The sequence below is a fragment of the Bradyrhizobium sp. HKCCYLRH3059 genome, from assembly GCF_051168035.1.
GTDB lineage: Bacteria > Pseudomonadota > Alphaproteobacteria > Rhizobiales > Xanthobacteraceae > Bradyrhizobium.
The window spans coordinates 48,805-75,388 of record NZ_JBNPUF010000015.1 but is presented as its reverse complement, the minus strand read 5'-3'; the positions used below and the strand labels follow the sequence as shown (position 1 = coordinate 75,388).

Genomic DNA, 26,584 nt, shown 5'->3' with positions numbered 1-26,584 from the left:
CCTCTTCAACGAAGCGCCTCATCGATTCCCCCAAAAGAATCACTGGAGAATCATAACAGCCGCGCAGCGTTTTCACATAGCCAGGGTCAAAAGCAGTCGAGCCGCCGACGACTGCGCCACGTCCGCGGCGTTCTGGCTAGCAGACATTCTCGATCTGGGCGCGATCATCGCCGGAGGCCGAGACCAAGGTTACCGTGGGGTGGAGAGGTTCACTCGCCGAATGCGACAATCGAAAGCCGCCGGAGGATGCCGGCGGCTTGATGTCGATGGGAGGCATGTGCGACGGCAATCGCGCCGCACCTGTCTTCTCTGGCGCTAACCGCCGCTTACTCCGCCGCCTCCTTGCGCGGCGGATCGAGGGCGCCGGAGTCGTGGATCTCGGCGACCTGGTGGTCGCTGAAGCCCAGCACCTGGCGCAGGATCTCGTCGGTGTGCTCGCCGAGCAGCGGCGAGCGCGTGACGTCGGCCGGGCTGTCCGACAGCTTGATCGGGTTGCCGACCGAGAGATACTTGCCGCGGGTCGGGTGGTCGACCTCGACCAGGGTGCCGGTCTTGCGCAGCGACTCGTCCTCGGCGATCTCCTTCATCGACAGGATCGGGCCGCAGGGGATGTCGAACTCGTTCAAGATGTCCATGGCCTCGAACTTGGTCTTGGTCATGGTCCACTGCTCGATCCGGCCGAAGATCTCGTTCAGGCGCGGCAGGCGGGCAGCGGGCTTGGCGTAGTTCGGGTCGGTCTTCCAGGTCGGCTCGCCGATCACGTCGCAGATCTTCTCCCAGACCGGAGCCTGGGTGATGAAGTAGATGTAGGCGTTCGGGTCGGTTTCCCAGCCCTTGCACTTCAGGATGCGACCGGGCTGGCCGCCGCCGGAATCATTGCCGGCGCGCGGCACGGCGTCGCCGAACGGCACGCCCTCGCCGAACTGGCTGTATTCCTTCAGCGGGCCGTGCTCGAGGCGCTGCTGGTCGCGCAGCTTGACGCGGCAGAGGTTCAAGACGCCGTCCTGCATCGCGGCGGTGACGCGCTGGCCACGGCCGGTGTGGGTGCGCTGATAGAGCGCGGTGACGATGCCGAGGGCGAGGTGCAGGCCGGTGCCGGAATCGCCGATCTGCGCGCCGGTCACGAGCGGCAGGCCGTCACGGAAGCCGGTGGTCGAGGCGGCGCCGCCGGTGCACTGCGCGACGTTCTCATAGACCTTGCAGTCTTCGTAGGGACCAGGGCCGAAGCCCTTGATCGAGGCGACGATCATCTTCGGGTTGATCGCCTGGATCTTCTCCCAGGGGAAGCCCATGCGATCGAGCACGCCGGGGCCGAAATTCTCGACCAGCACGTCGCACTTCTTGATCAGCTCGGTCAGAACCTCCTTGCCCTTGGGGTTCTTGGTGTCGAGCGTGATCGACCGCTTGTTGTGGTTCAGCATCGTGAAATAGAGGCTGTCCACGTTGGGAATGTCCTGAAGCTGGCCGCGGGTGATGTCACCCACGCCCGGCCGCTCGACCTTGATCACGTCGGCCCCGAACCAGGCCAGCAGCTGCGTGCAGGTCGGTCCGGACTGGACGTGGGTGAAATCGAGAATGCGAACGCCCTCGAGCGCTTTGGTCATGTCTTGCTCTCCGTAACGATTGGTCATCCCGCGACAGCGGGCATCTGATGTCCTTGCGGGTGGCCTTTACTTCTTCTTCGTCAGCACGCTCTGCGGATTGAGGTTGCCGATACGGCCGCTCTCGGATCCCGCGGTAGGATCGATCACGGCGTTGATCAAGGTCGGCTTGCCGGAATCCATCGCTTCGTTGACGGCGCGCTTCAGCTCGTCTGGCGAGGTCGCGTTGACGCCAACGCCGCCGAAGGCCTCCATCATCTTGTCATAGCGCGCGCCCTTGACGAACACGGTGGTCGCCGGGTCGTCGCCCGCCGAGTTCTGGTCGGTGCCGCGATAGATGCCGTCGTTGTTGAAGATAACGACGCAGATCGGAAGATTGTAGCGACAGATCGTCTCGACCTCCATGCCGGAGAAGCCGAAGGCGCTATCGCCCTCGATCGCCAGCACCGGCTTACCGGTCTCGACGGCGGCGGCGATCGCCGAGCCCATGCCGATGCCCATCACGCCCCAGGTGCCGACGTCGAGCCGCTTGCGCGGCTGGTACATGTCGATGACGCCGCGGGCGAGGTCGAGCGTGTTGGCGCCCTCGTTGACCAGGATCGCGTCGGGACGCTCCTTGATGATGGTGCGGAGCACGCCGAGCGCGCCGTGGTAGTCCATCGGCGAGTTGTTGTTCATCAGCCGCGGCGCCATCTTGGCGACGTTGTCCTCGCGCTTCTTCTGCACCGCGCTCAGCCACTCGACCGAAGCCTTGGGCCAGTTGCTGCCCATCGCCTCGCTGAAAGCCGTGACGACCGAGCCGATGTCGCCGACCACGGGGGCCGCGATCTCGACGTTGGAATCCATCTCCTTCGGCTCGATGTCGACCTGGATGAACTTCTTCGGCTGTTCGCCCCAGCTCTTGCCCTTGCCGTGCGACAACAGCCAGTTGAGGCGGGCGCCGATCAGCATGACGATGTCGGAGTCCTTCAGCACGGTCGAGCGCGCCGCGCCGGCGCACTGCGGATGCAGGTCGGGCAGCAGGCCTTTGGCCATGCTCATCGGCAGGAACGGCACGCCGCTCTTCTCGACGAAGGTCTTGATCGCCTCGTCGGCCTGCGCGTAAGCCGCGCCCTTGCCGAGGATGATCAGCGGGCGTTTCGCGTTCTTCAACAGATCGAGCGCGCGCTTCACCGAGTCGGGCGAGGGGATCTGCGCCGGGGCCGGATCGATCACCTTGACCAGCGAGGCCGCGCCGGCTTGCGCGTTCATCACCTGGCCGAACAGCTTTGCCGGCAGGTCGAGATAGACGCCGCCCGGACGGCCCGAGACGGCGGCGCGGATCGCGCGGGCGAAGCCGATGCCGATGTCCTGCGCGTGCAGCACGCGGAACGCCGCCTTGCACAGCGGCTTGGCGATCGCGAGCTGATCCATCTCTTCATAGTCGCCCTGCTGCAGGTCGACGATCTCGCGCTCCGAGGAGCCCGAGACCAGGATCATCGGGAAGCAGTTCGTCGTCGCATGCGCGAGCGCAGTGAGGCCGTTGAGAAAGCCGGGAGCGGAGACGGTGAGGCAGACGCCCGGCTTCTTGGTGAGGAAGCCGGCGATCGCGGCGGCGTAGCCGGCGTTCTGCTCGTGACGGAAGGAGAGCACGCGGATGCCTTCAGCCTGCGCCATGCGACCGAGATCGGTGATCGGAATGCCCGGCACGTTGTAGATCGTGTCGATCCCGTTCAGCTTCATCGCGTCGATGACGAGATGAAAACCGTCCGTGAGCTCCTCGTGCGTGTCCGGTGCCTCGGTCTTAACAGCAGTCTGCGCCATGCGCCTCTCTCCCTGGTCGTCTACGAAGGCGCTTTGCGGCGTCTTCTTCTGTTTGAACCTGTCAGCTGAATAGTTCCTGGCCGTGCGTTTCGACATAGGTCGCAAGGCCCAGCGTATGATCACGGGCGCGCTTTTCGGCGAGCTCGGTGTTGCGTTCTTCCAGCGCCTCGATGATCGCGAGATGCTCGGGCAGGGAGGCCGCGATACGATCGGTGCGCCCGATCGTGAGCTGGCGATAGCCGCGCACGTGCAGCAGGATGTCGTTGGTCATGTCGACCAGCACCGGCGACTCCGACAGCGAGATCAGCGCCTGATGAAACGCGATGTTCGCCTTCGAATATTCCTCGACGTGCTCCTGCGGCGGGCGGTCCTTGCCGAAGTCCTTGAAGTAGTCGCGCAGCGCCGAGATGTCCTTCTTGCGCGCGATCGTCGTGATCAGCCGCGCCGCCATGCTCTCAAGCGCCGCCCAGGCGCGGATCATGTCGACGATCTCGCTCTTGGTCCGGCGCACCACGACGATGCCACGGCGCGGCACGGTCTTCACGAAGCCGTCCTGCTCCAGCATCGCGATCGCTTCGCGAATGGGCGTGCGGCTGACACCGAGGCGCTCGGAGAGAGCGCGCTCGTCGAGCATGACAGGCTCGGGCGAGGCGTAGATGTCCATCTTCAGAATGGCTTCTTTCAAGGCCTCATATGCCTTATTCTTGAAGCTCGTCTCCGGGGCGATGCGAGCGATCGCGATGTCGGCCTCGGCCATGATGGGCAATGCCTTGTTCGTTTTTTCTGTAGACAAGACCGTCTCCTCTCCTTGGGAGATGCTTGTTTACAGCATTTTGCGTTCAAGTTTTTTGGCATACCAGATGCCAGGATGTCAAGCTGCGAGCTTTTTCAGCGTGTCCACATCTTCGTTGCGCTTGACAAAGTTTGCGTCTGGCATACCAAATGCCATAAACGACCAGCAATCTCCAGGAGGAAGCCCCGATGTCTGACGCCATCCCGAATGCCAAGGCCACGATCCGAGACGTTCTCGATCGTGTGAAGGCGGATAAACGCACCAGCCTCACCGCGCCCGAAGGCAAGATCGTGTGCGACGCCTACGGCATTCCGGTGCCGAAGGAGGGCCTGGCGAAGTCCGCGGCCGAAGCGGCCAAGCTCGCGGGCGACATGGGTTTTCCGGTCGTGATGAAGATCGTCTCGCCGGACATTCTGCATAAGACGGAAGCCGGCGGCGTCATTGTCGGCGTCAAGACTGCCGACGATGCGAAGACAGCGTATGAGACCATTCTCGCGAATGCGAAGAAGTACAAGGCCGACGCCAAGATCGAAGGCATCCAGGTGCAGCAGATGCTGACCGGCGGTACCGAGGTGATCGTCGGTTCGATCACCGACGGTTCGTTCGGCAAGCTGGTGGCCTTCGGCCTCGGCGGCGTGCTGGTCGAGGTGCTGAAGGATGTGACATTCCGCCTCGCCCCCGCGACCAAGGACGATGCCCTGTCGATGCTCGACGGCATCCAAGCCCACGAAATGTTGAAGGGCGTGCGCGGCGGCGATGCCGTGAGCCGCGAGGCGCTGGCGGACGTCATCGTCAAGGTGTCGAAGCTGGTCAGCGATTTCCCTGAAATCGTCGAGCTCGACCTCAATCCGGTGTTCGCGACCAAGACCGGCGCGATTGCGGCCGACGTCCGCATCGTCGTCGATTTCGACTACAAGCCCCGTCCGGCGCCGCGCTCGAACGAGGAAATCGTCACCGCGATGAACCGCATCATGAAGCCGCAGGCGGTCGCCGTGATCGGCGCCTCCGCCGAGGACGGCAAGATCGGCAACTCGGTGATGAAGAACCTGATCAACGGCGGCTACAAGGGCCAGATCTACCCGATCCACCCGAAGGCCTCCGAGATCCTCGGCTACAAGGCCTACAAGAGCGTCAAGGACGTGCCCGGCGTGATCGACACCGCGGTGTTCGCGATCCCCGCCAAGTTCGTCGCCGGCGCGCTGACCGAATGCGGCGAGAAGCAGATCCCGGGCGCGGTGCTGATTCCGTCGGGCTTTGCCGAAGCCAATGAACCGGAGCTGCAGGCCGAGATCGTCGAGATCGGCAAGAAGTACAATGTCCGCCTGATGGGGCCGAACATCTACGGCTTCTACTACACGCCGGCCAATCTCTGCGCGACCTTCTGCACCGCCTACGACGTCAAGGGCCACGCGGCGCTGTCGTCGCAGTCGGGTGGCATCGGCATGGCCATCATCGGTTTTTCGCGCTCGGCGAAAATGGGTGTGTCGGCCATCGTGGGCCTCGGCAACAAGTCGGATATCGACGAGGACGATCTGCTCGCCTTCTTCGAGCAGGACCCGAACACCAACCTGATCGCGCAGCACTGCGAGGACCTCAAGGACGGCCGTGCCTTTGCGGAAGCCGCCAAGCGCGTCTCCAAGAAGAAGCCGGTCATCGTGCTCAAGGCCGGCCGCACGTCTGCTGGCGCCAAGGCCGCCTCGTCGCACACCGGCGCGCTCGCCGGCAACGACAAGATCTATGAGGACGTGCTGAAGCAGTCCGGCGTCATCCGCGCCCGCTCGCTGCGCCAGCTGCTCGAGTTTGCCCGTGGCGTGCCGGTGCTGCCGACGCCGAAGGGTGAGAACGTCCTCATCATCACCGGCGCCGGCGGCTCGGGCGTGCTGCTCTCCGACGCCGTCGTCGACAACGGCCTGTCGCTGATGACCATGCCGGCCGACCTCGATGCCGCCTTCCGCAAGTTCATCCCGCCGTTCGGTGCCGCCGGCAACCCGGTCGACATCACCGGCGGCGAGCCGCCGATCACCTATGTGAACACGGTCAAGCTCGGCCTGTCGGACGAGCGCATCCACGCGCTGATCCTCGGCTACTGGCACACGATCGTGACCCCGCCGATGGTGTTCGCGCGCAACATGGTCGAGGTGAAGAAGGAGATGGAGGCCAAGGGCTTCGTCAAGCCGATCGTCGCCTCGCTCGCCGGCGACGTCGAGGTCGAGGAGGCCGCCGAATATCTCTACCAGAACGGCATCCCGGCCTATGCCTATTCGACCGAGCTGCCGGTCGAGGTGCTCGGCGCCAAGTACAAGTGGGCGCGCGGCGCGGGCCTGCTCTAAGTCAAATCGATGCGAATGCCGCTCCGGCGTCTCGCCGGGGCGGCACTTTCTTTGATAGCGTGACGAAGCAAGATCCGTCCGTCCGGCAACGGCGCCGCCTGTGAGGGCGGTGCAGAGAGGCGCCACGTGATCCGTCGCAAGACGATCGAGCCACGCGCGGATGCTGCGGCCGAACCCCGCGACGGCGGCGTGCAATCCGTCGGCCGCGCGCTCCAGATCCTGGAGATTCTCGCCGAAGACGACGAAGGCTATCGCCTCAGCGATCTCGCCGTCCGTGCCGGGCTTTCGACCTCGACCGTTCATCGCCTGCTGACCACGCTCGAGAAGCGCCGCTTCGTCCAGTTCGACCGCATGGAATCGAAATGGCACGTCGGCGCGCAGAGCTTTGCCGTCGGCGCGACCTTCACGCGTCGGCGCAATTTCGTCGCGCTGGCGATTCCCTATCTGCGAAGGCTGCGCGACCAGTCGCGCGAGACCGCCAATCTCGCCGTCGTCGACGATGAATCGCTGATGGTGCTGCTGCGGCTGGACAGCCGCGAGATCATGCGCTCGCTGACCAAGGTCGGGGGCCGCCTCGCCATGGTCGCCTCCGGCATGGGCAAGGCGGTGCTCGCGACCTATTCCGATGACGACGTCAACGGCATCATCCACCGCCAGGGCATGCCGCGCCTGACCGAGAAATCGATCATCCGCGCCAGCGACCTGTTCCGCGAGCTCGAGACCATCCGCCGCCAGGGCTACGCCGTCGACGACGAAGAGGCACGCCTCGGCCTGCGCTGCATCGCCGCCGTCGTCCACGATTCCTGCCGCGAGCCGGTGGCGGCGATCTCGGTGTCGGGCCTGGCGAGCCGGCTGACCGAGGATCGGGTGCCGGTGGTCGGGGGAATGGTGCGGGATATCGCAGGGGAGCTGACGGCGGCGCTCCGGGGCGTGGCGCAGCCTGACTAGCTTTGGCGTTCGGAACTACGCCGAATATAGCGGGGACCACGAGATAAATAGCTCGGTCGAGTGGGGGGACCTTAGAGGTCACCCCCATTTTCTATCCGACAGGAGAAATCTATCTACACTTTTGGCTGCAATTGCAGAACGGGAAGAGGTTGAGAGCCTAATGCTTCCTTGCAACACAATCTAAGGGGGAGTGCAAACTTTTTCACCATTTGCTCAAACGACTTGCCGAAATGGACGATCATTTGAACATAACAGGAACGAAATGTCAACCGAAAATCCGAAATCTAGTGTCAAACTTCGGAAGTCATAGGCCGGGGTCAACAGGATAAGCTAAAATCTGCGACCAACCACTATGATGCTAGCTTGTCCCGCAGTTACAACTTCCTTCATCGACTAGATTCCTCTTTATAGGCGTGAGTTGATTGCGTGAGGCGCTTACCCGCCGACTTGTTGCCCTCGAACCCGATCGGCACGGTCGTTCCCCCGCGTATGCTCAAGACGTGAGCAGGTCGCTAGCCTATTTGGGCTTGCGGGGGCCGCGACGTCGCGCAACGATCCTGCCGCAATAGGCCAGCACGTTCAGCGAGTTCACCGCATGACCAAACTCACGCGCTTCTCGGTCGGCCCCCTGCACACCATGACGCGGCGGCTCGCCGACGTCGCATCGGGTCGCGCCGCACCCGATCTCGTCATCACCGGCGCCCGCGTGCTGTCGACCTATTCGGAGCGCATTCTCCCGAACCGCGAGCTGTGGATCACCGGCGGGCGCGTCGCGGCGGTGAAGCCGGCCGGGGCGCACAAGGCGATACCGAGCGGGTTCGCGATCCATGACGCGGCCGGCGGCATCATCGCGCCCGGCCTCGTCGATCCGCACATCCACATCGAATCCTCGATGGTGACGGCCTGCGCCTATGCGGAGGCCGCGCTGCTCAACGGCACCACGACGATCTTCTGCGACAGCCACGAGATCGGCAACGTCATGGACGTCGCCGGCGTTGAGGCGATGCTGGAGGATGCGCGGCAGGCGCCGCTGTCGATCTTCCTCACCGTGCCCTCGACCGTGCCGGCGACCTCGGCGGCGCTGGAGACGGCGGGCGGCGATCTCACGCCGGACAAGATCGCCGGCCTGTTCGATCGCTGGCCGGAGGCGGTCGCGCTCGGCGAGAAGATGGATTTCGTGCCGGTCTGCATGGGCGACGAGCGCAGCCATGCGATCCTCGCCGCGGCCCTGCAGCGCGGGCGGCCGGTGTCGGGCCATGTCTATGGCCGCGAGTTCGTCGCCGCCTATGCGGCGAGCGGCGTCACCGACACCCATGAGGCGATCGACCGCGACATCGCCGATGATCTGCTCGATGCCGGCGTCTGGATCTTTCTGCGCGGGGGTCCGCCGACGACGCCGTGGCACAGCCTGCCGCAGGCGATCCGCACCGTCACCGAGCTCGGCGCCTCGCACAAGCGCACGGCCGTCTGCACCGACGATCGCGATGCCGACGATCTCATGCTGTTCGGCCTCGACTGGGTGGTGCGCGAGGCGGTGAAGGCCGGGATGTCGCCGGAGCAGGCGTGGTCGATGGGCTCGCTGCACGGCGCGACGCGCTTTGCGATGGACGGCGAGATCGGCGGACTCGGCGGCGGCCGCCGCGCCGATCTGGTGCTGCTCGACGACGGCCTGAAGCCGCAATCGACCTGGTATGGCGGCGAGCTGGTGGTGGACAAAGGCAAGATCACGCCGCGTCTCGATCAGGCGCTGTCGCAGCGCTATCAGTACCCGAAGGCCGCCTATGCCACGGTGAAGCTGCCAAGACAGATGACGCTGACGCCGGAGCTGCCCACCAAGGCCTGCACCGTCAATGCGATCAAGACGGCGCTGCCCGGCATCACGCTGATCCACGACAAGGTCGCGATCGAGCCGGCCAACGATTGGGAGACGCTGTTTGCGCGCTACGGTCTCTGCTTCGTCGCCGTGATCGAGCGCCACGGCAAGTCGGCCGGCAATGTCGCGCACGGGCTCTTGAAGGACTTCGGCCTCAAGCGCGGCGCCGTCGCCTCCAGCGTCGGCCATGACAGCCACAACATCATCGTCGCCGGCACCAACGAGGCCGACATGCAGGCCGCCGTCGCCGCGATCGGCGCGCAGCAGGGCGGCGTCTGTGTCGTGGCCGACGGCAAGGTGCAGGCGATGGTTCCATTGCCGATCGCCGGCCTGTTGTCGGACAAGCGCGTCACCGAGGTCGCCGAGGAGGTGAAGCTGCTCAAGAAGGAATGGGCGGAAGCCGGCTGCACCATTCCCTACATGGGCTTCAATTTGATTCCTCTATCGGTCATTCCGGAAATTCGTATCACGGACAAGGGCCTCGTGCTGGTGCCGCAGATGGAGCTTGCGCCGCTGTTCGAATAGCACCATCGAACCGTCATGCTGTTAGGACATGTCAGCTGTTTGTCGTCCTAACTAACTGAGGCCACCCGTGTTTTGCCGAGCGTGCCGCATCGTGGGAAAAATCGACGACTGAATTGAGATCGCAGCCGTTAGCAGCGATCCTCGCGCATCAACCAAAAGAGGAAGCGCGAGATGGCGAAGATGCGGGCGATCGATGCTGCGGTGCGAATCTTGGAGAAGGAAGGCGTCACCTGCGCCTTCGGCGTTCCCGGCGCCGCGATCAATCCGCTGTATTCCGCGCTGCAACGGCGCGGCTCGATCCGGCACATTCTCGCCCGCCACGTCGAGGGCGCCTCGCACATGGCCGAGGGATACACCCGCGCCAAGGCCGGCAACATCGGCGTGTGCATCGGCACCTCGGGCCCGGCCGGCACCGACATGATCACCGGGCTCTATTCGGCGATCGCAGACTCCATTCCAATCCTCTGCATCACCGGCCAGGCGCCGCGCGCGCGGCTCCACAAGGAGGATTTCCAGGCCGTCGACATCGAGCAGATCGCCAAGCCCGTGACCAAGTGGGCGGTGACGGTGCGCGAGCCCGGCCTCGTCCCGCGGGTGTTCAGCCAGGCGTTCCACATCATGCGCTCCGGCCGTCCGGGCCCGGTGCTGATCGACCTGCCGCTCGACGTGCAGCTCGCCGAGATCGAGTTCGACGACGAGACCTACACGCCGCTGCCGGTCTACAAGCCCGCGGCGAGCCGCAAGCAGATCGAGAAGGCGCTGGAGATGCTCAATGCCGCGGAGCGGCCGCTGATCGTCGCCGGCGGCGGCATCATCAACGCCGATGCCAGCGAACTCCTCGTGACGTTCGCCGAAACCGTGAACGTTCCTGTCGTGCCGACCCTGATGGGCTGGGGCGCCATTCCCGACGATCATGTGCTGATGGCCGGCATGGTCGGCCTGCAGACCAGCCATCGCTATGGCAACGCCAATTTCCTGGAGTCCGATTTCGTGCTCGGCATCGGCAACCGCTGGGCCAACCGCCACACCGGATCGATCGAGACCTACACCAAGGGTCGCAGCTTCGTGCATGTCGACATTGAGCCGACCCAGATCGGCCGCGTGTTCAATCCCGATCTCGGCATCGTCTCGGACGCCAAGGCGGCGCTCGAGCTGTTCATCACCGTCGCGCGCGAGTGGCGCAAGGCGGGCAGATTGCGCGAGCGGCAGGCGTGGCCGGCGGCGTGCCAGGATCGCAAGCGCACGATGCTCCGGCGCAGCGATTTCGACCAGGTGCCGATCAAGCCGCAGCGCGTCTATCACGAGATGAACAAGGCGTTCGGCCGCGACACCTGCTATGTCAGCGTCATCGGCCTGTCGCAGATCGGCGGCGCGCAGTTCCTCAGCGTCAACCACCCGCGCCACTGGATCAATGCGGGGCAGGCGGGGCCGCTCGGCTGGACCCTGCCGGCCGCGCTCGGCGTCCGCGCCGCCGATCCCAGGCGCGAGATCGTCGCGCTCTCCGGCGACTACGACTTCCAGTTCCTGATCGAGGAGCTCGCGGTCGGCGCGCAGTTCAACCTGCCTTACATCCACGTCGTCGTGAACAACGCCTATCTCGGCCTCATACGCCAGGCGCAACGCGGCTTCTCGATGGACTATCAGGTGCAGCTCTCGTTCGAGAACATCAACGCGCCGGAGGTCGGCGGCTATGGCGTCGACCACGTCGCGGTCGCGCAGGGCCTCGGCTGCAAGGCGATCCGCGTCACCGACCCGCGCCAGGCGCAGGCTGCGTTCGCGACCGCGCGCGAATGGATGGCGGAATACCAGGTGCCTGTCGTGGTCGAGTTCGTGCTCGAACGCGTCACCAACATCGCGATGGGTACCGAGATCGACAACGTCGTGGAGTTCGAAGAGGTGCTCGATCTGCCGGTCGACGAGACGCCGGCCGAGCCGGCGCGCACCTTGCAGCCGGCCTGACCGCAGCCATCGCACTCAGTCGAGGACCCATGACATGCCGCGCTTTGCCGCCAACCTCACGATGCTGTTCAACGAGCTGCCGTTCCTCGACCGCTTCGCCGCCGCCAAGGCGGCCGGCTTCGGCGGCGTCGAATACCTGTTCCCGTATGATTTCGACAAGGCCGAGCTGCGCGAGCAGCTCGCGCGTCACGGGCTGACGCAGGTGCTGCACAATCTGCCCGCCGGCAATTGGGCCGCGGGCGAGCGCGGCATCGCGATCCTGCCGGATCGTGTCGATGAATTCCGCGACGGGGTGCGTCGCGCGATCGAGTATGCGAAGGCGCTGGATTGCCGCCAGCTCAACTGCCTCGTCGGCATCGCGCCCGAAGATGCCGATCCGCGCGAGCTCAACCAGGTGCTGGTCCGCAACCTGCGCTTCGCCGCGACCGCGCTGAAGGCGCAGGGGATCAAGCTGCTGATCGAGCCGATCAACACGCTCGACATTCCCGGCTTTGTCCTCAACCGCACGGCACAAGCGCTTCAGCTGATCTCGGAGGTCGAGTCCGACAATCTGTTCGTCCAGTACGACATCTACCACATGCAGATCATGGAGGGCGATCTCGCCCGCACGATGCAGAAGCATCTCGCCCGCATCGCCCACATCCAGCTCGCCGACAATCCCGGCCGGCACGAGCCCGGCACCGGCGAGATCAACTACGCCTTCCTGTTCCGCCACCTCGATGCGATCGGCTATCGCGGCTGGATCGGCTGCGAGTACAAGCCGCAGGCGACGACGGTGGACGGGCTGGGCTGGCTGACCGATCGCACGATCGTTCCCGTGAGCTGAGTTTTCGGCTCACACGATTGCGCCACATGGCGCCGGTTGCACGGTCACCGAAATGTGCTCCGCCGTCATTCCGGGGCAGCCGCGCAGCGGCTGAGCCCGGAGTCCATACCCACGGATGGCAAATACAGGACGAGCTGAGGCCACACGCGGCTCGCGCCATCGTAGACCGTTGTGGTCGGATTCCCGGCTCGCGCTAACGCGCGCCCGCGATGCCGGTGGGGAGGCAAAGTGCGCTTTTGACGTTGGCCTGGTCGCTGCGCGATCTCGCGTTGCAGGTTCTCCCGCCGAGCATCGTGCGTTCCCTCTCCCCGTTCGTCACGGTGGCGCGACGAGCTTCGCTCGCGCTGAGAGGGCCGGGGAGCAGTCACACGGGACGTGTGTCGCAGATGGCCACAGACATTCGTACCGAGCCGGCGCGGCCGATCTCGATCGTTGCTACCCGATGGCTGTACCTAGGCAAGGGCTGCAACTTTTATGGAGGAGGCTGGTCCAGAGGGTCTCGTTCGATGAAGTCTCGCGGGACACAGAATGAGTGACCACTGTAGCGAGCTCCATCTGTGTCGACGATAGTCGTACCGAATCCAAGCCAGTAGTAGCCATGGCTGTCAATTTCATTGACCGCGCAGGATTGGCCGATAAAGCCGCGCATTTCCGCTTGCTCGCTGGCGGGAAGGTCATGCACCAGCCAATCAGGCAGGCCAAGCAGCCTGACACGGTCCCCAACCTGAATGTCGTTCGACACCTTGGCAAGCTCCCGACTGCGGCTCACTTTTTCTGGTTTCCGGTTTTCGTCCGTGTCGATGCCAGTTTCGAGGGCATCACTTATGATTTGGTCGCGTGGTAGGCCCGGGTGCACCGGATCATCTTCTTACCGAGTGGGCAGTCCAGTATGCTTGACCCTCGCGAGGTTGCGGCCACGCCATCGCTACGGACGAAGAAGTGCTTGGTCCTCCGCAAAAGACTCCAGAAGAGACCGAAATCGTTTTCGGATCTCGTCCGCCTGATAGAGATATTTGCGGCTGAATTCTAAGGACAGGACACCCCATTGCGCCCCAGTCGCGTCCGCAATCGTGCAGCCGGGGTTCTTGTTCGTGAGCTTATCGCAGGCAAATATCAGAGGGCCTTCGGTCGTGTCCTTGAAGTAGAGCTCTTGGTCGGCAGCCTCACATAGACGGTAACCGGATTCGACCGCCCGGAATACGCCCGGTCCCTTGTCGGCGCACCAGCGATTCCACTCAAGCTGTCGTGCGGACAAATCCAGCTCTTTCTGCCAGCCGTGGATCGTCGCGTTCAATTGATCTCCAAGTCCGCCGTAATAGGGAGGTTTCAGGAACTTGTTGGCGTTGTCCGCTGTCCTTGGCACCAGTCCAGGAAGCAGGACACGAATCTCGAAGATCGTATTCTTGGTCGGCTCGACATCTGGCCTGCTCAAATCGACCAGATAATTGCGTGGGATCTTGTAGATCTTGCTGCCAAACGCGATCGGAATTGGTGTGCTCTCGAGAGATGGATACTCTCGAAACAGTTCGTCATCAGATGCGTGTCCATTGACCATCTCTTCGACGGACTCGTGCTTCTCGAATAGCGGATCACGATCGGTTGCGTGACCAAAAGACGTGCAACCGAAGAAGGAGTATGCGATCAGCGCGGTCGTAAGGACCAAGCGGACAATCCGCCTCGTCGAGTCGGGAGTTTTTGCGCCGGGGGAGATGCTGGCTGCGCCATATTGCCTTTGTCCAACCTCAGCCATGGCCCCGGTCCACTTGTCGTATCTGGCAACCCTCGCTCCGGTTGCAGTATCTCGCTTGATCTACTGTAAGCACCGCAAGCGCTGAACTTTCGGTTAATAGAAAGGTCCCCGAGGATGCAAAAGCCTCGGCGACAATGACCTCACCTGACGAAACAGTTATTTGCATTCGACCGTCGCTCCGCGGCAGACGACGAGTGCTGGAAACCCATCCGAGGTCACTGATGTCATCTGTTGCGACCGTGTTTGCGCAATCCTTCTTCCACGGCACGCGCGCCGATCTGCGGCCGGGCGACCTGATCGCTGTCGGGTATCCGTCCAACTTCACCGAGGCGCAGCCGATGTCCTGGGTCTACTTCACGGCGACGCTGGATGCGGCGATCTGGGGCGCCGAGTTGGCTACCGGTGACGGACGGGGACGGATCTACGTCGTCGAGCCCACAGGTCCGTTCGTTGACGACCCGAACCTGACGGACAAGAAGTTCCCGGGAAATCCGACGCGGTCTCATCGATCCCGCGCGCCTCTGCGCGTCATTGCCGAGGTCGTTCATTGGCAGGGGCACGCGCCGGATGTGGTGAGGCAGATGAAGGAGGGCGTTGCGCGCGCAATGACCGAAGGGCCGGGCATCATCGACTGAACGGCGCGGCGGCATCGCACTGCCGTCGATCCGTCGCGCCCGATGGCTGTTTGCGGATGCTGCGACGCGCTCGCCACGCGGCGCCCTCCGTCCAGAACATCGAAAAAGTCCGGTGGCAAGGTGCGTTCGAACTGGTGTCGACGCACGAAATCTCCTCCTCATGAGCCGAGCCTATCGCCGAGAGGCGAGGGTTGGACTTGGCGTCCATGATTGATCGGGGGCGCCGCTCGGCAGCGTCGCTCGCCTTTCGGCGACGGCATGGTTGAAGAGTTCGAGGACCAAGCCGAATGCCGCCAAGTCCTCTGGTTCGATGGCTCCATCGTCATAGCCCTTGAGTGTCTCGGCGATGATCCCGTCGACCTCTCGTTGCCAGCTCAGCAGATCGTGTTCCGAGCCGGCATTGCGCACCTCCGAAACCACCGCAAGAATGCGGTTGCGGCCGCTGGTGTCGTCCTCCAGTTCATCCCGGTTCAGATAGCGGCGCAGCCATTCGGCGGCCGAACCGATGCCGGAAAGTACGAGCAAGGCGAACCAGAAATAATCGCTGTACTTGTCCAGAAAGGTTCGCTCCGTGCCGTTGATCACCGCCGCGGCGCCTCGATGTACGGAAGGCTCGGTCTCCTTCTCGGTATCGGGCTTCGTGATGTGCGAAGCGCCGGCGAGGCCTTGCGTGATCGTGTCGCGGACCGCGAAAAGCTGCCGGTAGAAGGCCGCCGCCTTGGCTTCTGAAAGCTCCTTCTTGGCCAGGATCAGGTGATTGACGCTGATCGTGTCGACCTTGTCCTCCGGCCAGGCCGGTTTCGCGTTGAAGACGCTGGCTGGAATTTCCTCGGCCTCGTAGCGCGGATGCTTCAGGGCAATGGCCTCCGATGCTTCGATCGGAAGAAACGTCGGAGCTCCGCGGGCTCGGGAGGTCGCGGTGATGGCGTCCACCGTGATCTTGCTGTCGAGCGGACCGACGGCGAGATACGCATCGAGGGTGGGGTCTTGCGCAAGCTTCTCGATCTCGTCTGTCCCGAATTGCGCCGTGGCAACCCTATCGGGTTGCACGCCGGACCCCTCCAGAATGGTCTGGAGCACAGCGACGTTTGCTCCGGTCCTCCCGATGATGCCGACCTTGTGACCTGCCAGATGGGCGATATCTCCGATCTTGCCGCCGGCCTTCTGCTTGGGCTCGCTGCCGCGTCGCCCGGAGGGCGACCACAGCACGACATAGTTCTTGCGCAGGACCGCCAGCGTTTGCGCGTCGGGCGGCATGCCGAGGTCACCGCGGCCGACCGCCAGATCGGTTCTGTCGGCGGCCAGCAGGGCCAGGGATTCAGCCGCTCCGCCGGTCGTGATCGGGGAGAGCCGGACGGTCCTGCTTTCCTCACCGAAGGCGTCGGCCATCGCCTGGACCACCTTGTGGTCGTCGCTCGCCGCCGGTCCGACGGCGATCCGGAGAGTCTCGGGTTGCAAGACGTAGAACAGGCCGGCCGCAGCGGCGCCAAAGGCGACAAATCCCAAGGCCAACACGATCAGCAGCCTTCGTTGACGGCGGTCGTGAGCACTCCTGACCACATCGGACGATGACATCAGCGGACCCCTTGAGAAAACGCGTGTCGGCTCCAAGCGCACTGGAACTTGGGCGAACCGGTGTCAACCCGGAATGTTCCGTCGGCTGGCGAGAGTTGATGAAAGCAAGCCTTGGTGGGTCGCTTGGGGTCAAAAGGGGCCCTGAGGCACTCCGGCGCCTACTTCCGATCGGGCCCGAGAGCGGACATTCTCAGCGCCACTCCGGAAGGTCCGGAAAGGGCCAAATTCGGTCATTGTGCACGCTGCATCAAAGCGGCATACGCCGATGTTGGGAAGGGCGCCCCGTATTCCCGCTTAAAGTTCGCATCGGTTATATTAGCTCGCACGTGCCTGAGAGCTGCGACAAACGGCGATATAATTTCCTGCCGCGCACCGGCGAATTTGAACACAGTCGGCTCCGGGACTAAGGCGCTGCGCTTGTGATCCGGCCAGAGATTTATCTTCAGGACAGCCTGCGAGGATTGAGCCGCAGCTTGCAGGCACAGATCGCACTCAGATGCGCCTATTAGAAGGCGGATTCTATCGTCTAGGAAGCCATCATACAAAACGCGAATCGCATCACAAAATGCTTCGAAGAAAGGAAAAACGCGCGTTGTGAAGTCGGCCTCGAATTTTTGCGAGCCCGAGGAGAACCGCAGCACCATTCCCCCACGGATCGGAGGTAACATTTCCACTTGAAGGTCATCTACCATCGGACTTTTCTCAGGTAGGCAATACGGACACCGCGACCCCGTGGCGAATCCTGCCATCCATCATGGCCAATGGCAAATGACCGCTGTGGGTCATGAGCGGATGTCACGTGTTGAATCCGATGTAGGCGATTAGTCCCTCAACGGACGTGGGAAGCAGCCCTTGTTCCTCGGAACGGCTAAGCGTCGCTTTGCCTTCTCTCGCCCGGCTCCTTCGCACATCCAAAACGGCAGCGGCTTGGGCGCGCAGCCAACCCCGCACCAGCTCCGTGCCGGCCGGCGCGTCTTGTTGGCGGGTGACAATTACTCTTCTCTCCTCGTCCACACCAAGTGTGAGGCGATGTCCGGCGGCGGTGAACGCAAATCCCTCACTGCGATCGACCCACCAATGCTCCAGACAATTGCGAGCCTCTCCCGCGCTCCGAAAGACGGAGACGTCGCCAGCCGTGGCCTCGTCGCGGCTCTCATTCACAATCACAATGTCTGCAAGCCAGTCGTTCGTCATTACGACAATAGTGCCAGCCATCATTGATGTCGGCAATGGGTCAAACGCGCCCTCCACGCGCCCGACCGCTTGCTTCCGATTCGACCCTAACAACGGACCTGCCCCGCAGACGGGAAGGTCCGACATGGTCCGAAGCAGACATGGCAGCTTCACGAGGTGAGCCCGTAATATCGCCGACAAAACGCAAGCTGCCGTTGAGGCGTAAAGCCGTCAAAATCACCGGCGCGTTTACAGTCCTCTAGCAATTCAAGACGCGGCTCGGCTTCAGAGTCGGGATTTGAATCCGAGAACTCTTGGGTGGCCTCGAGCCCGGCCACTGCGGGATCGCCTCGTCATGGTGACCCGGCGCAGCATCATCCGTGGGCATTGGCTACCGTGGCTGGCCGCGTCCACCTTCGACATCGGTGGTGCAGGGCCGATACAGCGCTTGGAGTTGCCGGCCGCGGAGGTAGATCGCGCGCGCGGTCATGCCGCCGTGCCGCGTAATCCATTGCCTGACCGCGGGTGGGTAACGATCATAGAGCATCTGCGTGGCTTCAGGGTTGGGAATAGCCTTCCCATCGGGCCCAGGATTGTCGGCGACCCTGAAGCCGAATACGGCTCTTGGGGTCACGCAGATGCTGTCGTGGGGAATGTACGCCAGCACGAGCGTGCAGGCGCCGGCGCAGATCCCGTCGATGATGACGGACGCGCCGAAGTCGCGTAAAACCTTGAACCTGTCGATGTAGTTTCCGATCCGCCCGCCCTGATCAAAAACAATGCGCACGGCGGCATGACTCGGTTGCATGCTCCCAAGCATGAACGCTGCGACCAGCGTCACCCTCACCAGCTTCATCTGTCCATCATCCGATCGATCGAACTCCATCGCCTTGCGCAATAACGGCTGCCGGTTCCACTTTGGTCAAGAGCTGTCTGCCGACCATTCCACGATTTGCTCCGATGTGGCCTCCAGCGCGGACATCGCCGCCATCGACCGGGAAGGTCGTGACGGGCCAGAAGCGATCCGAAGGACAAGGGTTGCACGCGCTCGTCGGGCAAATCAGTCTGGGCACTTTGTGCGCACGTGGTTGAAACGCGCGCCGTCAGGGCTACGACACGCCGCATCGGACGAATCGAATTCGTCCACGAAATCAAGCTGATCTCGCGCACATCGCTGCGAAGCCAAGAAATCGCTTTCCATTTTTCAGAAATCGTGCATGATGTGCGCATCCTGCCTCGATGAGAGGGACGTTGCGCGCGATCGTCACGACACGTGGGGCAGGGATGCGGTGGCCGTGAGGTGTCGCAGCATGTGCTTGCGCATGCGGACGAACGACACATCACGGACGCGAAGTCGTGTGGTCCTGGCCTCCCGGTGCCGAGGTCAAGCGCGCGACGAGAGCTTAGCTCTCGCGCGAGCGACGGGGTCAATCAGCCGGTCCCCGAGGAGAGCGCGAAAGAAGCGTTAAGACCGCCGCGCAGGGAATGCCGGTTGATCGGCTTTGCCTGTGGTACCTGCCGCCTGCATTTTTTTCAGCAGGCGGGCCATGGGTGAGGCCTTCACCCGGCATTCCCTGCGCCCTCTCGATGTCATCGGAGGGCGATCGATCGCAGGACTCGGGCGTGATCCGCCGCGAGAGTGCGAACCTGCGCGCGGTTGTTTGAAACGTGGATAGCAACTGAGCAATCTCTCCATCATCTCCGACGATGGTGAAGAGTTCGAGGCTTGGTTCCCTTGGCATGATGGTTCCCTTGGCATGATGAAGTTTCGGCCATTTGGAACCGGAACTGCAGGCGATCCCTTGGTGTTGAACGGCATCTCGAAAGCACTGGAGGAGAGACAATGATGAGAACCCGTCTTGCCGTTTCGCTGATCGCCACCTCGCTGCTGGCGTCGACCGCTGCGTTCGCCCAGTCCACGACCGTCGAAGGTGCCGCCAATGGTGCTGCGGCCGGCGGCGCCGTTGCCGGTCCGGTCGGCGCCATGGTTGGTGGCACGGTCGGCGCCGCCGTCGGTGCGGGCCTGGAGATTCCGAACGCGGTCATCAACTCGATCGAGGCCGAGCGCGCGCCGTCGGTGGTCGTCCATGAGCGTGTCGTGGTCGGCGAGCCGCTGCCCGCCACCGTCGAACTGCGTCCGGTACCGCGCTACACCGAGTATCGCTATGCCGTCGTGAACGATCGCCGCGTGATCGTCGATCCGCGCACCCGCCGCGTCATCAAGATCATCGAGTGATCTGACATTCTGACAGGCAGGGGCCTCGTCGCATCAGCGGCGGGGCCTCTTGTCATGCGGTTTGCGTGCGGATCTGTCGGATGAGCCAGTCGATGGCCGCGGACAGGCCGAATCCGATGCAGGCGGTCGCGGCGTCGACGACGAAGTCTTCCAGCCGTGCGTGACGCCCTGGCGCCAGGAACTGCGCGAGTTCGAGTGCACCGATCAGGATCACCGCAATCCCGGTGGTCAGCAGCCGATGACTGCGATAGGCGAGGCCGAACGCAAGGCCGATCAGGATGAAGGCGAGGGCGTGTTCGCCGTCCTGTCCAAGCTGCGAATGGGGCCTATAGCTGGGCGGACCCAGCGTTGCGAAGGCAACGGCTGCGGCGAGCAGCCAGGCCGAGAGGCGGATCGCGATCTTCATGGACGCTGCTTAGCACGTTCCGGGCCACGAACCGGGGTCACGGTCGCTTGAGGCACCGGTTTAGTTAACGTGGCTCGGAAGCCGGAACATGGCCTTCTCATCGTACCGCGAACAGCTTTCGTCCGGCGCCTCAGATCGGCTGCCGGACTCCCAGACCCTGCATGAAGCGCTCGCGGATCTGTGCCGGATCGCGCCTGGTGGCGCCCGTACCGGGCTTGTCGTCGATCTTCGCCGCAATCAGCACTGGACCGGGCGCCTCGAACGCAACATCGATCAAGCGTTCGAAATCCTCTTCGTCTACAGCCCAATGGCTGGCGCCAATGCCGCAACCGGCGGCAATGGCGACAATGTCGGCCTGCCGGGCCGAGGTCGGCTGGCTGCCGGTGATCTGGTAGATGCCGTTGTCCATGACGATGATGGCCAAATTTTTCGGCGCCAGCGTCGCAATCGTGGTCAGGCAGCCGAGCTGCATCAGCAGCGAGCCGTCGCCCTCGAGCGCGAACACCCGGCGCTGCGGCTGCGCCAGGGCGACGCCGAGCGCGATCGGGCAGGCAAGCCCCATGCTGCCGAGCATGTAGAAATTCTGCGGCCGCGGGCCCGCCGCCCACAGATCGAAATTGGTGTTGCCGATGCCGCCGATGACAGCTTCCTCGTGCTTGAGTTTCGCGACCAGCCGGCAGGTGAGGTCGGTGCGGTTCATGACCTTGGTGTTGCTGATGGTCGCGCTCATGCGAACACCTTTCCGCCGGTCAGCAGCGGCGACAGGATGAGCGCCACCGGCGCCTGTGTCGCCACCGCCTGCTTGATCGAGCGGTCCATGATGAATTCGAGCTCGTCGAGGCGCGTCATGGTGTGATGCTCCATCGCCAGCGCATCGAGCACGGGGCGCATGGTCCGGCACACCAGCGACTGGCCGTAGTTGAATTCGCCGAGCGTGCCGCGCTCGGACACGATCATGATCAGCGGGATCTGGCAGGGCACGACCAGCGAGGCCAGCACGTTGGGCAAGGTCGCGAAGCCCGATGTCTGCATCAGGAGCGCGCCGCGCCGCCCGCCCATCCAGGCGCCTGCGAGAATGCCGACCGCTTCCTCCTCGCGCGCCGTCGCAAACGTCGTGAAGAACGGATCGTCGTGCAGGCTGTGGATCAGCGGCGTCAGGACGCGGTCGGGAACGTAGGGGATGAGGTCGACGGCGTTGCGCTTGAAGGTCTGCAGCACGATCTCGTGCCAATTCGGCACGGTGCTTGCGGATCGCGCCGCATCGGCATCGGCGGCCATTGCTGTTCCTCCGGTCGTCCCTGATGGGGGCGCTGTTGGCGCTGAGCTTGACGGCACCGGGACGATTGTCAACATGCCGGCCCGGCCGGTCAGGCATCCGCCTTTCAAGTCCGACATCAAGAACCAAGACACCAGGAGGTCGCCTGTTCATGGCCGCGAATTCCAAGCGCGTGTTCTACGTCAAATATCTGGCGCACCCGATCTTCAGCGAGCTGCTCGCCGCACGCCCCGACGTCCGGCTCGACCGGCTGGAGAACGAGAGCTCCGAGGCCGAGACGGCGCCGATCCTCGCGGCGGCTCACGCCTACCAGATCGGGGCGGCCCGCGACGAACTCGCGCCGCGCTTCCATGTCGATGCAGACCTGCTGCGCCGCGCCCCAAACCTCCTCGTCGTGTCGAGCAACGGGGCCGGATACGACCCGGTCGACGTCGACGCCTGCACCGGGGCCGGCGTCCTCGTCGTGAACCAGTCCGGCGGCAACGCGCATTCGGTGGCCGAGCACACGCTCGGCATGATGCTGACCCTGTCGAAGCGCATCATCCAGTCCGACCGCCGGCTGCGCCGGGAGCGCGACGTCAACCGCAACGATCTGATCGGCAACGAGGTGCAGGGGCGGACGATCGGCATCGTCGGGCTTGGCCATGTCGGCCGCCGGGTTGCCGAGCTGTGCCGCGGCCTCCTCGGCATGACGGTGCTGGCCTATGACCCGTATCTCTCGCCGGAGGAGATCGCGGCACGCGGCGCGGAGAAGGTGGAACTCGATGACCTGATGCGGCGCTCTGATTTCGTCTCGATCAACTGCCCGCTGACGAGGGAGAGCCGGGGCATGATCGGTGCCCGCGAGTTCGCACTGATGCAGCCGAGCGCCTATTTCGTCACCACCGCCCGCGGCTTCGTCCATGACGAGGAGGCGCTGTTCACCGCCCTCAGCGAAAAGCGCATCGCCGGCGCCGGCCTCGACGTCTGGGCCAAGGAGCCGCCGCCGCCGGACCATCCGCTGCTCCAATTCGACAACGTGCTGGCGAGTCCCCATACGGCCGGCGTGACTCGCGAGGCGCGGCAGAACATGGGCCGGATCGCCGCCGAGCAACTGCTCGCCGCGCTCGACGGCGGGCGGCCGCCGCGCCTCATCAACCCCGAGGCCTGGCCGCGCTACAGCGCCCGTTTCCGCGAGGCATTCGGAGTGACACCCGCCTAGCCGGGAGAGAGGAATTGCGAGGAGAAGATTTCATGCGTCGCAAGCCGCGAGGTGGCAACAAATCTTCTCTCCCGGGCGGCTTCCGCGAAGCGGACATTGCTATTTTCCGAGCTGTCTCGACAGCACGATGGAGGCTGATCATTTTTCCTGTGGCGCCATGAGCTTAGGCCACGTTTTTCGCTCGGCGCGGAAGGGAAGTTGGTCCGATGCGCAGGCTGAACGCGATCCTGAAGTCGACCCACGGCCGCGTCCGTCGCGCCGTCTCGCAGTTCGTCGCAATCGCCGCGGCGAGCCTGCCTTCGGTCGGCGCCTGAGCGCCGGTTCCACGAGCTGCGTCAAATATTTGCATCGACCGCTTGATATCGGTCAACAGCGAGCTGGGAAGCGCGGTAACATCACCTCCGAGCACTCCGTGAGAGACGGGAGGTTGCATGTCGCGCTATGTCATCCATTTCATGAAGGACGTGCTGGGCGAGAACGGCCGCCAGTGCGAGATTTGCCAGAGCACGCTGGAGGTTGAGGCCGAGAGCGAAGGCGAAGCCGCAGAGATCGCAAAGTCCCGGTTCTGCGAACAGCAGGAGCTGCGCGACTGGTCGCTGCATGCCGACCGCATCGAGGTGAAGGCGGCCGACTTTCCCTCCTGACCTTGCGGCTCAGCGGCGCAGCCCAGCCGGCGCGTCGCTGGCCCCGGGGCCCAGCGAGCGCTGCACCATCACGGTGTCGCACCAGCGGCCGTAACGGTAGGCGACGCCCGGAAGCAGCCCCACCCTGGCGAACCCGAAGCGCTCATGAATGCCGAGCGAGGCGACGTTGTCGGCGTCGATATAGCCGATCATCTGGCGATATCCGGCCGCTGCGGAAGCATCGATCAGCGCCTGCATCAGCAGCCGGCCGACACCACGGCCGAGATGCTCATGGTGGACATAGATCGAATGCTTGACCGCGAACCGATAGGCTGGCCGCTTCCTGAACAGGACGACATAGGCATAGCCCACGACCTCGCCGCGGAATGTCGCGACCAGATGTGGCAGCCGATGATTGCGCAGATTCTTGCGCCGCTGCTTGAGATCGTCCGGCTCGGGCGCCCCGGAACCGGCGGCGCTGTCCTCGACCCCGCGGCGGACGTGCCGCCGGTAGATCGAGAGCATGGCCTCGACATCTTCGTCGCGTGACGGCCTGACGAGGACCGGCGGCTCGGTCTCGCGAGCCGTGATCGCGCTGTCCATGGTTCGAATTACTCTGCGCAGACATAGGTATGGAGCCGGATCCGGCCGGACTCGTCGAGCTCCTTGTACAGCCCCTGGATCTCGACGTCGAAACCGGGATAGGCGTTGAACGCCCGCTCGAACATCTTGAGGTAATCGATCATCGGCTGGGCGCGTTCGGACAGCCGTTCGCCCGGAACGATGGTGGCGATGCCCGGCGGATAGACCACGAACGGCGTCGTCGCGATGCGCCCGGCGATCTGGTCGATCGGCAGGTAGTCGACCTCGTTTCGCATCAACGCACGCGCCGCCTCGCGCGGCGACATCGCGATCTCGGGCAAGTGCTGCGGCTGGAACTGCTTCGCCTGCAGCGCGCTCACCTCGGCCTCGCGGTAGAAGCGGTGCATCTCGGCGCAGAGGTCGCGCAGCCGCAGCATGCCGTAACGCGCAAAGCGCTTGCGGGTGAACTCCGGAATGGCGTCCTCCAGCAGCACGTTGTCGTCGTGGAGCCGCTTGAAGGCGACCAGACCGCTGATCAGGGTTCCGGCCTTGCTCGCCTCGACCCCCGGCGTCAGCAGGAAGAGCAACGAGTTGAGGTCGTTCTTCTCCGCCACGATGCGGTTCTCGCGCAGATATTGCGCGACGATCGGAGCCGGGATGCCGTGATCGGCATAGCCGCCGGTGGTGCGATCGAAGCCGGGGGTGAGCAGGGTCAGCTTGTTGGGGTCGGTCATGGTGAAGCCAGCGGCGAGATCCGGAAAGCCGTGCCATGCCGCCCCGGGCGCGAGCTGCCACAGCGCGGCATCGGTCGAGAGCTGGTCGGTCGAGAGCGCCTCCCAGGCCACGTCGTGGCTAGCCCCGGGATTGGCCGCATCGGGGATCGATACGCGATCCGGAACGAATGGCTCGAAGAACCAGCGCCGCGCCGGATCCTTCTCCTTCTCCTCGAATTCGCGGCGCATCGCCCGGATCTTCTTGCGCAACTCGATGCCGAGCCGGATCGTGTCGTCCCACAGCACCTCACCGGAGCGGCCCTTCATCATCTGTGCGCCGACGTCCAGCGAGGCGAACAGCGGGTAGAACGGCGATGTCGAGGCGTGCTGCATGAAGCTTTCGTTGAAGCGGCGATGCTCGATCCGCCGCCGCTGCCCCTTGATGTGGCGGTCCTTGACGTGGATCTGCGATGCCTGGGAGAAGCTCGCGAGCTGCTTGTGGGTCGATTGCGTGGCGATGATGCCGGGAGCGTCGGGCCCGAGATCGCCGAGGCCCATGGCGAAGCGGCCGGCGTAGAGCGGGTGGAATTTCATGAAGCCCGCCCAGGCCTCGTCGAACATGATGTAGTCGCAGAGGTGCCCGATCCGCTTCAGGATCATCTCGGCGCTGTGGATCGTGCCGTCATAGGTGCACTGCTCGACCACCGCGACGCGGAACGGGCGCGGCTTGCGCCAGGCGTCAGGATCCTTGACCAGCGGGTTGTCGCGGATCTGTTGCCGGAGGTGCTCCTCATCGAGCAGATCCCAGCGCATCGGGCCGATCAGGCCCCAGGGGTTGCGAACCGTTGGGACGTAGATCGGGACTCCGCCGGAGATCAGCAGCGCGCCGTGATGGGCGGCCTTGTGGTTGTTGCGGTCGAACAGCACGAGGTCGCCGTCGGTGACCAGGGCCCCGAGCACGACCTTGTTGGAGGTCGAGGTACCGTTGAGGACGAAATAGGTCTTCTCGGCGCCAAAGATCTGCGCCGCTTCCTTCTGCGCGCGCAGCGCCGGCCCCTCATGGGTCAGGAGATCGCCGAGATCGAGCACGGAATTGTCGAGGTCGTCCCGGAACACGGCCTCGCCGAGATGCTCGACGAAGACCCGGCCGATCGGGCTGCGGCTATAGAACACGCCGCCATTGTGCCCGGGGCAGGTCCAGAGCTGGTTGCCTTCCTCGGCGTAGTCGACGAGCGCGCCGAAGAATGGCGTCTTCAGTGTCTCGGCATATTGCTTCAGCCGGCTGACCAGGTTCTTGGCGATGAAGGCGGGCGTCTCCTCCGACAGGAAGACATAGCCGTCGATGAAGTCGAGCACCTCGACCGGCAGATCCTCGAACCGCTTGCGGCGGATCAGGAGGATGATCGGGAAGTCCAGTCCGCGACGGCGCATCAGGTTGATCAGCGACGCCGTCTTGCCTTCCAGGCCCTTCTTGCCCCAATCGACGACCATGCAGCCGATCGCGGCATCCGTCTGCACGGCGATCTCGGCGTCCTCCAGCTTGCGGGCGCGCACCACCTCGAAGCCCGAGCGCTGGATCTCCTCGATGATCTGGTTGAAGCGGACGCCCGCAAGGTCGTCGGTCTCGAAGACGGGCGCGGCGAACAGGAAGGTGAAACGGCGGAAGTATTCCATGAGAGTCTTTCGGGCTGCGTGGGCAGCCACCTGTCGTCACGTTCGATGACGGTTCGATGACAATAGGGCGCCTCACGGAGCT

At 64.0% G+C, this 26,584-nt stretch carries 23 protein-coding genes; 10 read left to right on the top strand and 13 right to left on the bottom strand.

Annotated features, from left to right (window positions below):
* Positions 1–326: 326 nt before the first annotated feature.
* The 3 genes from frc to ACQR13_RS31415 all read right to left on the bottom strand — a co-directional run bounded on the left by frc (position 327) and on the right by ACQR13_RS31415 (position 4,197).
* The gene (gene frc / locus ACQR13_RS31425; protein WP_315718405.1) at positions 327–1,604 is read right to left on the bottom strand and encodes a formyl-CoA transferase; all 1,278 of its coding nucleotides are present in this window, start codon (positions 1,602–1,604) and stop codon (positions 327–329) included.
* Positions 1,605–1,670: 66 nt separating this feature from the next.
* Positions 1,671–3,404 (bottom strand): oxalyl-CoA decarboxylase, encoded by a 1,734-nt coding sequence (gene oxc / locus ACQR13_RS31420; protein WP_434863554.1) that lies wholly within the window; start codon positions 3,402–3,404, stop codon positions 1,671–1,673.
* A gap of 61 nt (positions 3,405–3,465) precedes the next feature.
* Positions 3,466–4,197 carry a GntR family transcriptional regulator gene (locus ACQR13_RS31415; RefSeq protein ID WP_315718407.1) on the bottom strand — a complete coding sequence of 244 codons (732 nt, stop codon included), beginning with the start codon at positions 4,195–4,197 and terminating at the stop codon, positions 3,466–3,468.
* Positions 4,198–4,385: 188 nt separating this feature from the next.
* Here ACQR13_RS31415 and ACQR13_RS31410 point away from each other — a divergent pair, with 188 nt between their 5' ends.
* The 6 genes from ACQR13_RS31410 to ACQR13_RS31385 all read left to right on the top strand — a co-directional run bounded on the left by ACQR13_RS31410 (position 4,386) and on the right by ACQR13_RS31385 (position 13,502).
* Positions 4,386–6,527: an acetate--CoA ligase family protein gene (locus tag ACQR13_RS31410; RefSeq protein ID WP_316187443.1), complete on the top strand. Its 2,142-nt coding sequence runs from the start codon at positions 4,386–4,388 to the stop codon at positions 6,525–6,527.
* A gap of 126 nt (positions 6,528–6,653) precedes the next feature.
* A complete protein-coding gene (locus ACQR13_RS31405; protein ID WP_316187441.1) occupies positions 6,654–7,475 on the top strand; it encodes an IclR family transcriptional regulator in 822 nt (273 codons plus the stop codon).
* Between the two features lie 595 nt (positions 7,476–8,070).
* On the top strand, positions 8,071–9,873 hold the full coding sequence (locus ACQR13_RS31400; protein ID WP_315718410.1) for an adenine deaminase: 1,803 nt from the start codon (positions 8,071–8,073) through the stop codon (positions 9,871–9,873).
* Positions 9,874–10,044: 171 nt separating this feature from the next.
* A complete protein-coding gene (gcl, locus tag ACQR13_RS31395; protein WP_315718411.1) occupies positions 10,045–11,832 on the top strand; it encodes a glyoxylate carboligase in 1,788 nt (595 codons plus the stop codon).
* A 34-nt stretch (positions 11,833–11,866) separates the two neighbouring features.
* Entirely contained in the window at positions 11,867–12,658 is a 792-nt protein-coding gene (gene hyi, locus ACQR13_RS31390) for a hydroxypyruvate isomerase (protein WP_434844213.1), read from the top strand.
* Between the two features lie 598 nt (positions 12,659–13,256).
* Positions 13,257–13,502 carry a hypothetical protein gene (locus tag ACQR13_RS31385; RefSeq protein WP_316203077.1) on the top strand — a complete coding sequence of 82 codons (246 nt, stop codon included), beginning with the start codon at positions 13,257–13,259 and terminating at the stop codon, positions 13,500–13,502.
* Between the two features lie 81 nt (positions 13,503–13,583).
* Here the strand turns inward: ACQR13_RS31385 and ACQR13_RS31380 are convergent, their stop codons facing one another.
* Positions 13,584–14,408 (bottom strand): hypothetical protein, encoded by an 825-nt coding sequence (locus tag ACQR13_RS31380; RefSeq protein WP_316203076.1) that lies wholly within the window; start codon positions 14,406–14,408, stop codon positions 13,584–13,586.
* 221 nt (positions 14,409–14,629) lie between these two features.
* Here ACQR13_RS31380 and arr point away from each other — a divergent pair, with 221 nt between their 5' ends.
* Positions 14,630–15,043 (top strand): NAD(+)--rifampin ADP-ribosyltransferase, encoded by a 414-nt coding sequence (arr, locus tag ACQR13_RS31375; protein WP_434844214.1) that lies wholly within the window; start codon positions 14,630–14,632, stop codon positions 15,041–15,043.
* A 171-nt stretch (positions 15,044–15,214) separates the two neighbouring features.
* Here the strand turns inward: arr and ACQR13_RS31370 are convergent, their stop codons facing one another.
* The 4 genes from ACQR13_RS31370 to ACQR13_RS31355 form a co-directional block, all read right to left on the bottom strand.
* Positions 15,215–16,618: a TAXI family TRAP transporter solute-binding subunit gene (locus ACQR13_RS31370; RefSeq protein WP_315754557.1), complete on the bottom strand. Its 1,404-nt coding sequence runs from the start codon at positions 16,616–16,618 to the stop codon at positions 15,215–15,217.
* A 230-nt stretch (positions 16,619–16,848) separates the two neighbouring features.
* A complete protein-coding gene (locus tag ACQR13_RS31365) occupies positions 16,849–17,310 on the bottom strand; it encodes a hypothetical protein (RefSeq protein ID WP_315754555.1) in 462 nt (153 codons plus the stop codon).
* A 103-nt stretch (positions 17,311–17,413) separates the two neighbouring features.
* Complete coding sequence (locus ACQR13_RS31360) at positions 17,414–17,833, bottom strand: hypothetical protein (RefSeq protein WP_315754553.1); 420 nt, start codon at positions 17,831–17,833, stop codon at positions 17,414–17,416.
* 349 nt (positions 17,834–18,182) lie between these two features.
* Entirely contained in the window at positions 18,183–18,689 is a 507-nt protein-coding gene (locus ACQR13_RS31355) for a hypothetical protein (protein ID WP_316173084.1), read from the bottom strand.
* A 948-nt stretch (positions 18,690–19,637) separates the two neighbouring features.
* Here ACQR13_RS31355 and ACQR13_RS31350 point away from each other — a divergent pair.
* Positions 19,638–20,027 (top strand): DUF1236 domain-containing protein, encoded by a 390-nt coding sequence (locus tag ACQR13_RS31350; RefSeq protein WP_315718467.1) that lies wholly within the window; start codon positions 19,638–19,640, stop codon positions 20,025–20,027.
* Between the two features lie 52 nt (positions 20,028–20,079).
* On the opposite strand, the gene ACQR13_RS31345 is transcribed toward ACQR13_RS31350, so the two are convergent.
* The 3 genes from ACQR13_RS31345 to ACQR13_RS31335 form a co-directional block, all read right to left on the bottom strand.
* A complete protein-coding gene (locus ACQR13_RS31345) occupies positions 20,080–20,433 on the bottom strand; it encodes a VanZ family protein (protein WP_315718418.1) in 354 nt (117 codons plus the stop codon).
* Positions 20,434–20,563: 130 nt separating this feature from the next.
* Positions 20,564–21,163, bottom strand: a complete 600-nt coding sequence (locus ACQR13_RS31340; RefSeq protein WP_316166990.1) for a thiamine pyrophosphate-dependent enzyme — start codon at positions 21,161–21,163, stop codon at positions 20,564–20,566.
* Positions 21,160–21,711 carry a thiamine pyrophosphate-binding protein gene (locus ACQR13_RS31335; RefSeq protein WP_316184497.1) on the bottom strand — a complete coding sequence of 184 codons (552 nt, stop codon included), beginning with the start codon at positions 21,709–21,711 and terminating at the stop codon, positions 21,160–21,162. The genes ACQR13_RS31340 and ACQR13_RS31335 overlap by 4 nt, the downstream gene beginning before the upstream one ends.
* Before the next feature lie 149 nt (positions 21,712–21,860).
* Between ACQR13_RS31335 and ACQR13_RS31330 the strand changes: the two genes are divergently transcribed.
* Together ACQR13_RS31330 and ACQR13_RS31325 are read left to right on the top strand one after the other, a co-directional pair.
* Positions 21,861–22,910, top strand: a complete 1,050-nt coding sequence (locus tag ACQR13_RS31330; RefSeq protein WP_316194004.1) for a hydroxyacid dehydrogenase — start codon at positions 21,861–21,863, stop codon at positions 22,908–22,910.
* Positions 22,911–23,341: 431 nt separating this feature from the next.
* Positions 23,342–23,554 carry a hypothetical protein gene (locus tag ACQR13_RS31325; RefSeq protein ID WP_315754543.1) on the top strand — a complete coding sequence of 71 codons (213 nt, stop codon included), beginning with the start codon at positions 23,342–23,344 and terminating at the stop codon, positions 23,552–23,554.
* 9 nt (positions 23,555–23,563) lie between these two features.
* On the opposite strand, the gene ACQR13_RS31320 is transcribed toward ACQR13_RS31325, so the two are convergent.
* Both ACQR13_RS31320 and ACQR13_RS31315 read right to left on the bottom strand, forming a co-directional pair.
* Positions 23,564–24,136: a GNAT family N-acetyltransferase gene (locus ACQR13_RS31320; protein WP_315828438.1), complete on the bottom strand. Its 573-nt coding sequence runs from the start codon at positions 24,134–24,136 to the stop codon at positions 23,564–23,566.
* Between the two features lie 8 nt (positions 24,137–24,144).
* Complete coding sequence (locus ACQR13_RS31315) at positions 24,145–26,502, bottom strand: Orn/Lys/Arg decarboxylase N-terminal domain-containing protein (protein ID WP_315754541.1); 2,358 nt, start codon at positions 26,500–26,502, stop codon at positions 24,145–24,147.
* Positions 26,503–26,584: the final 82 nt, after the last annotated feature.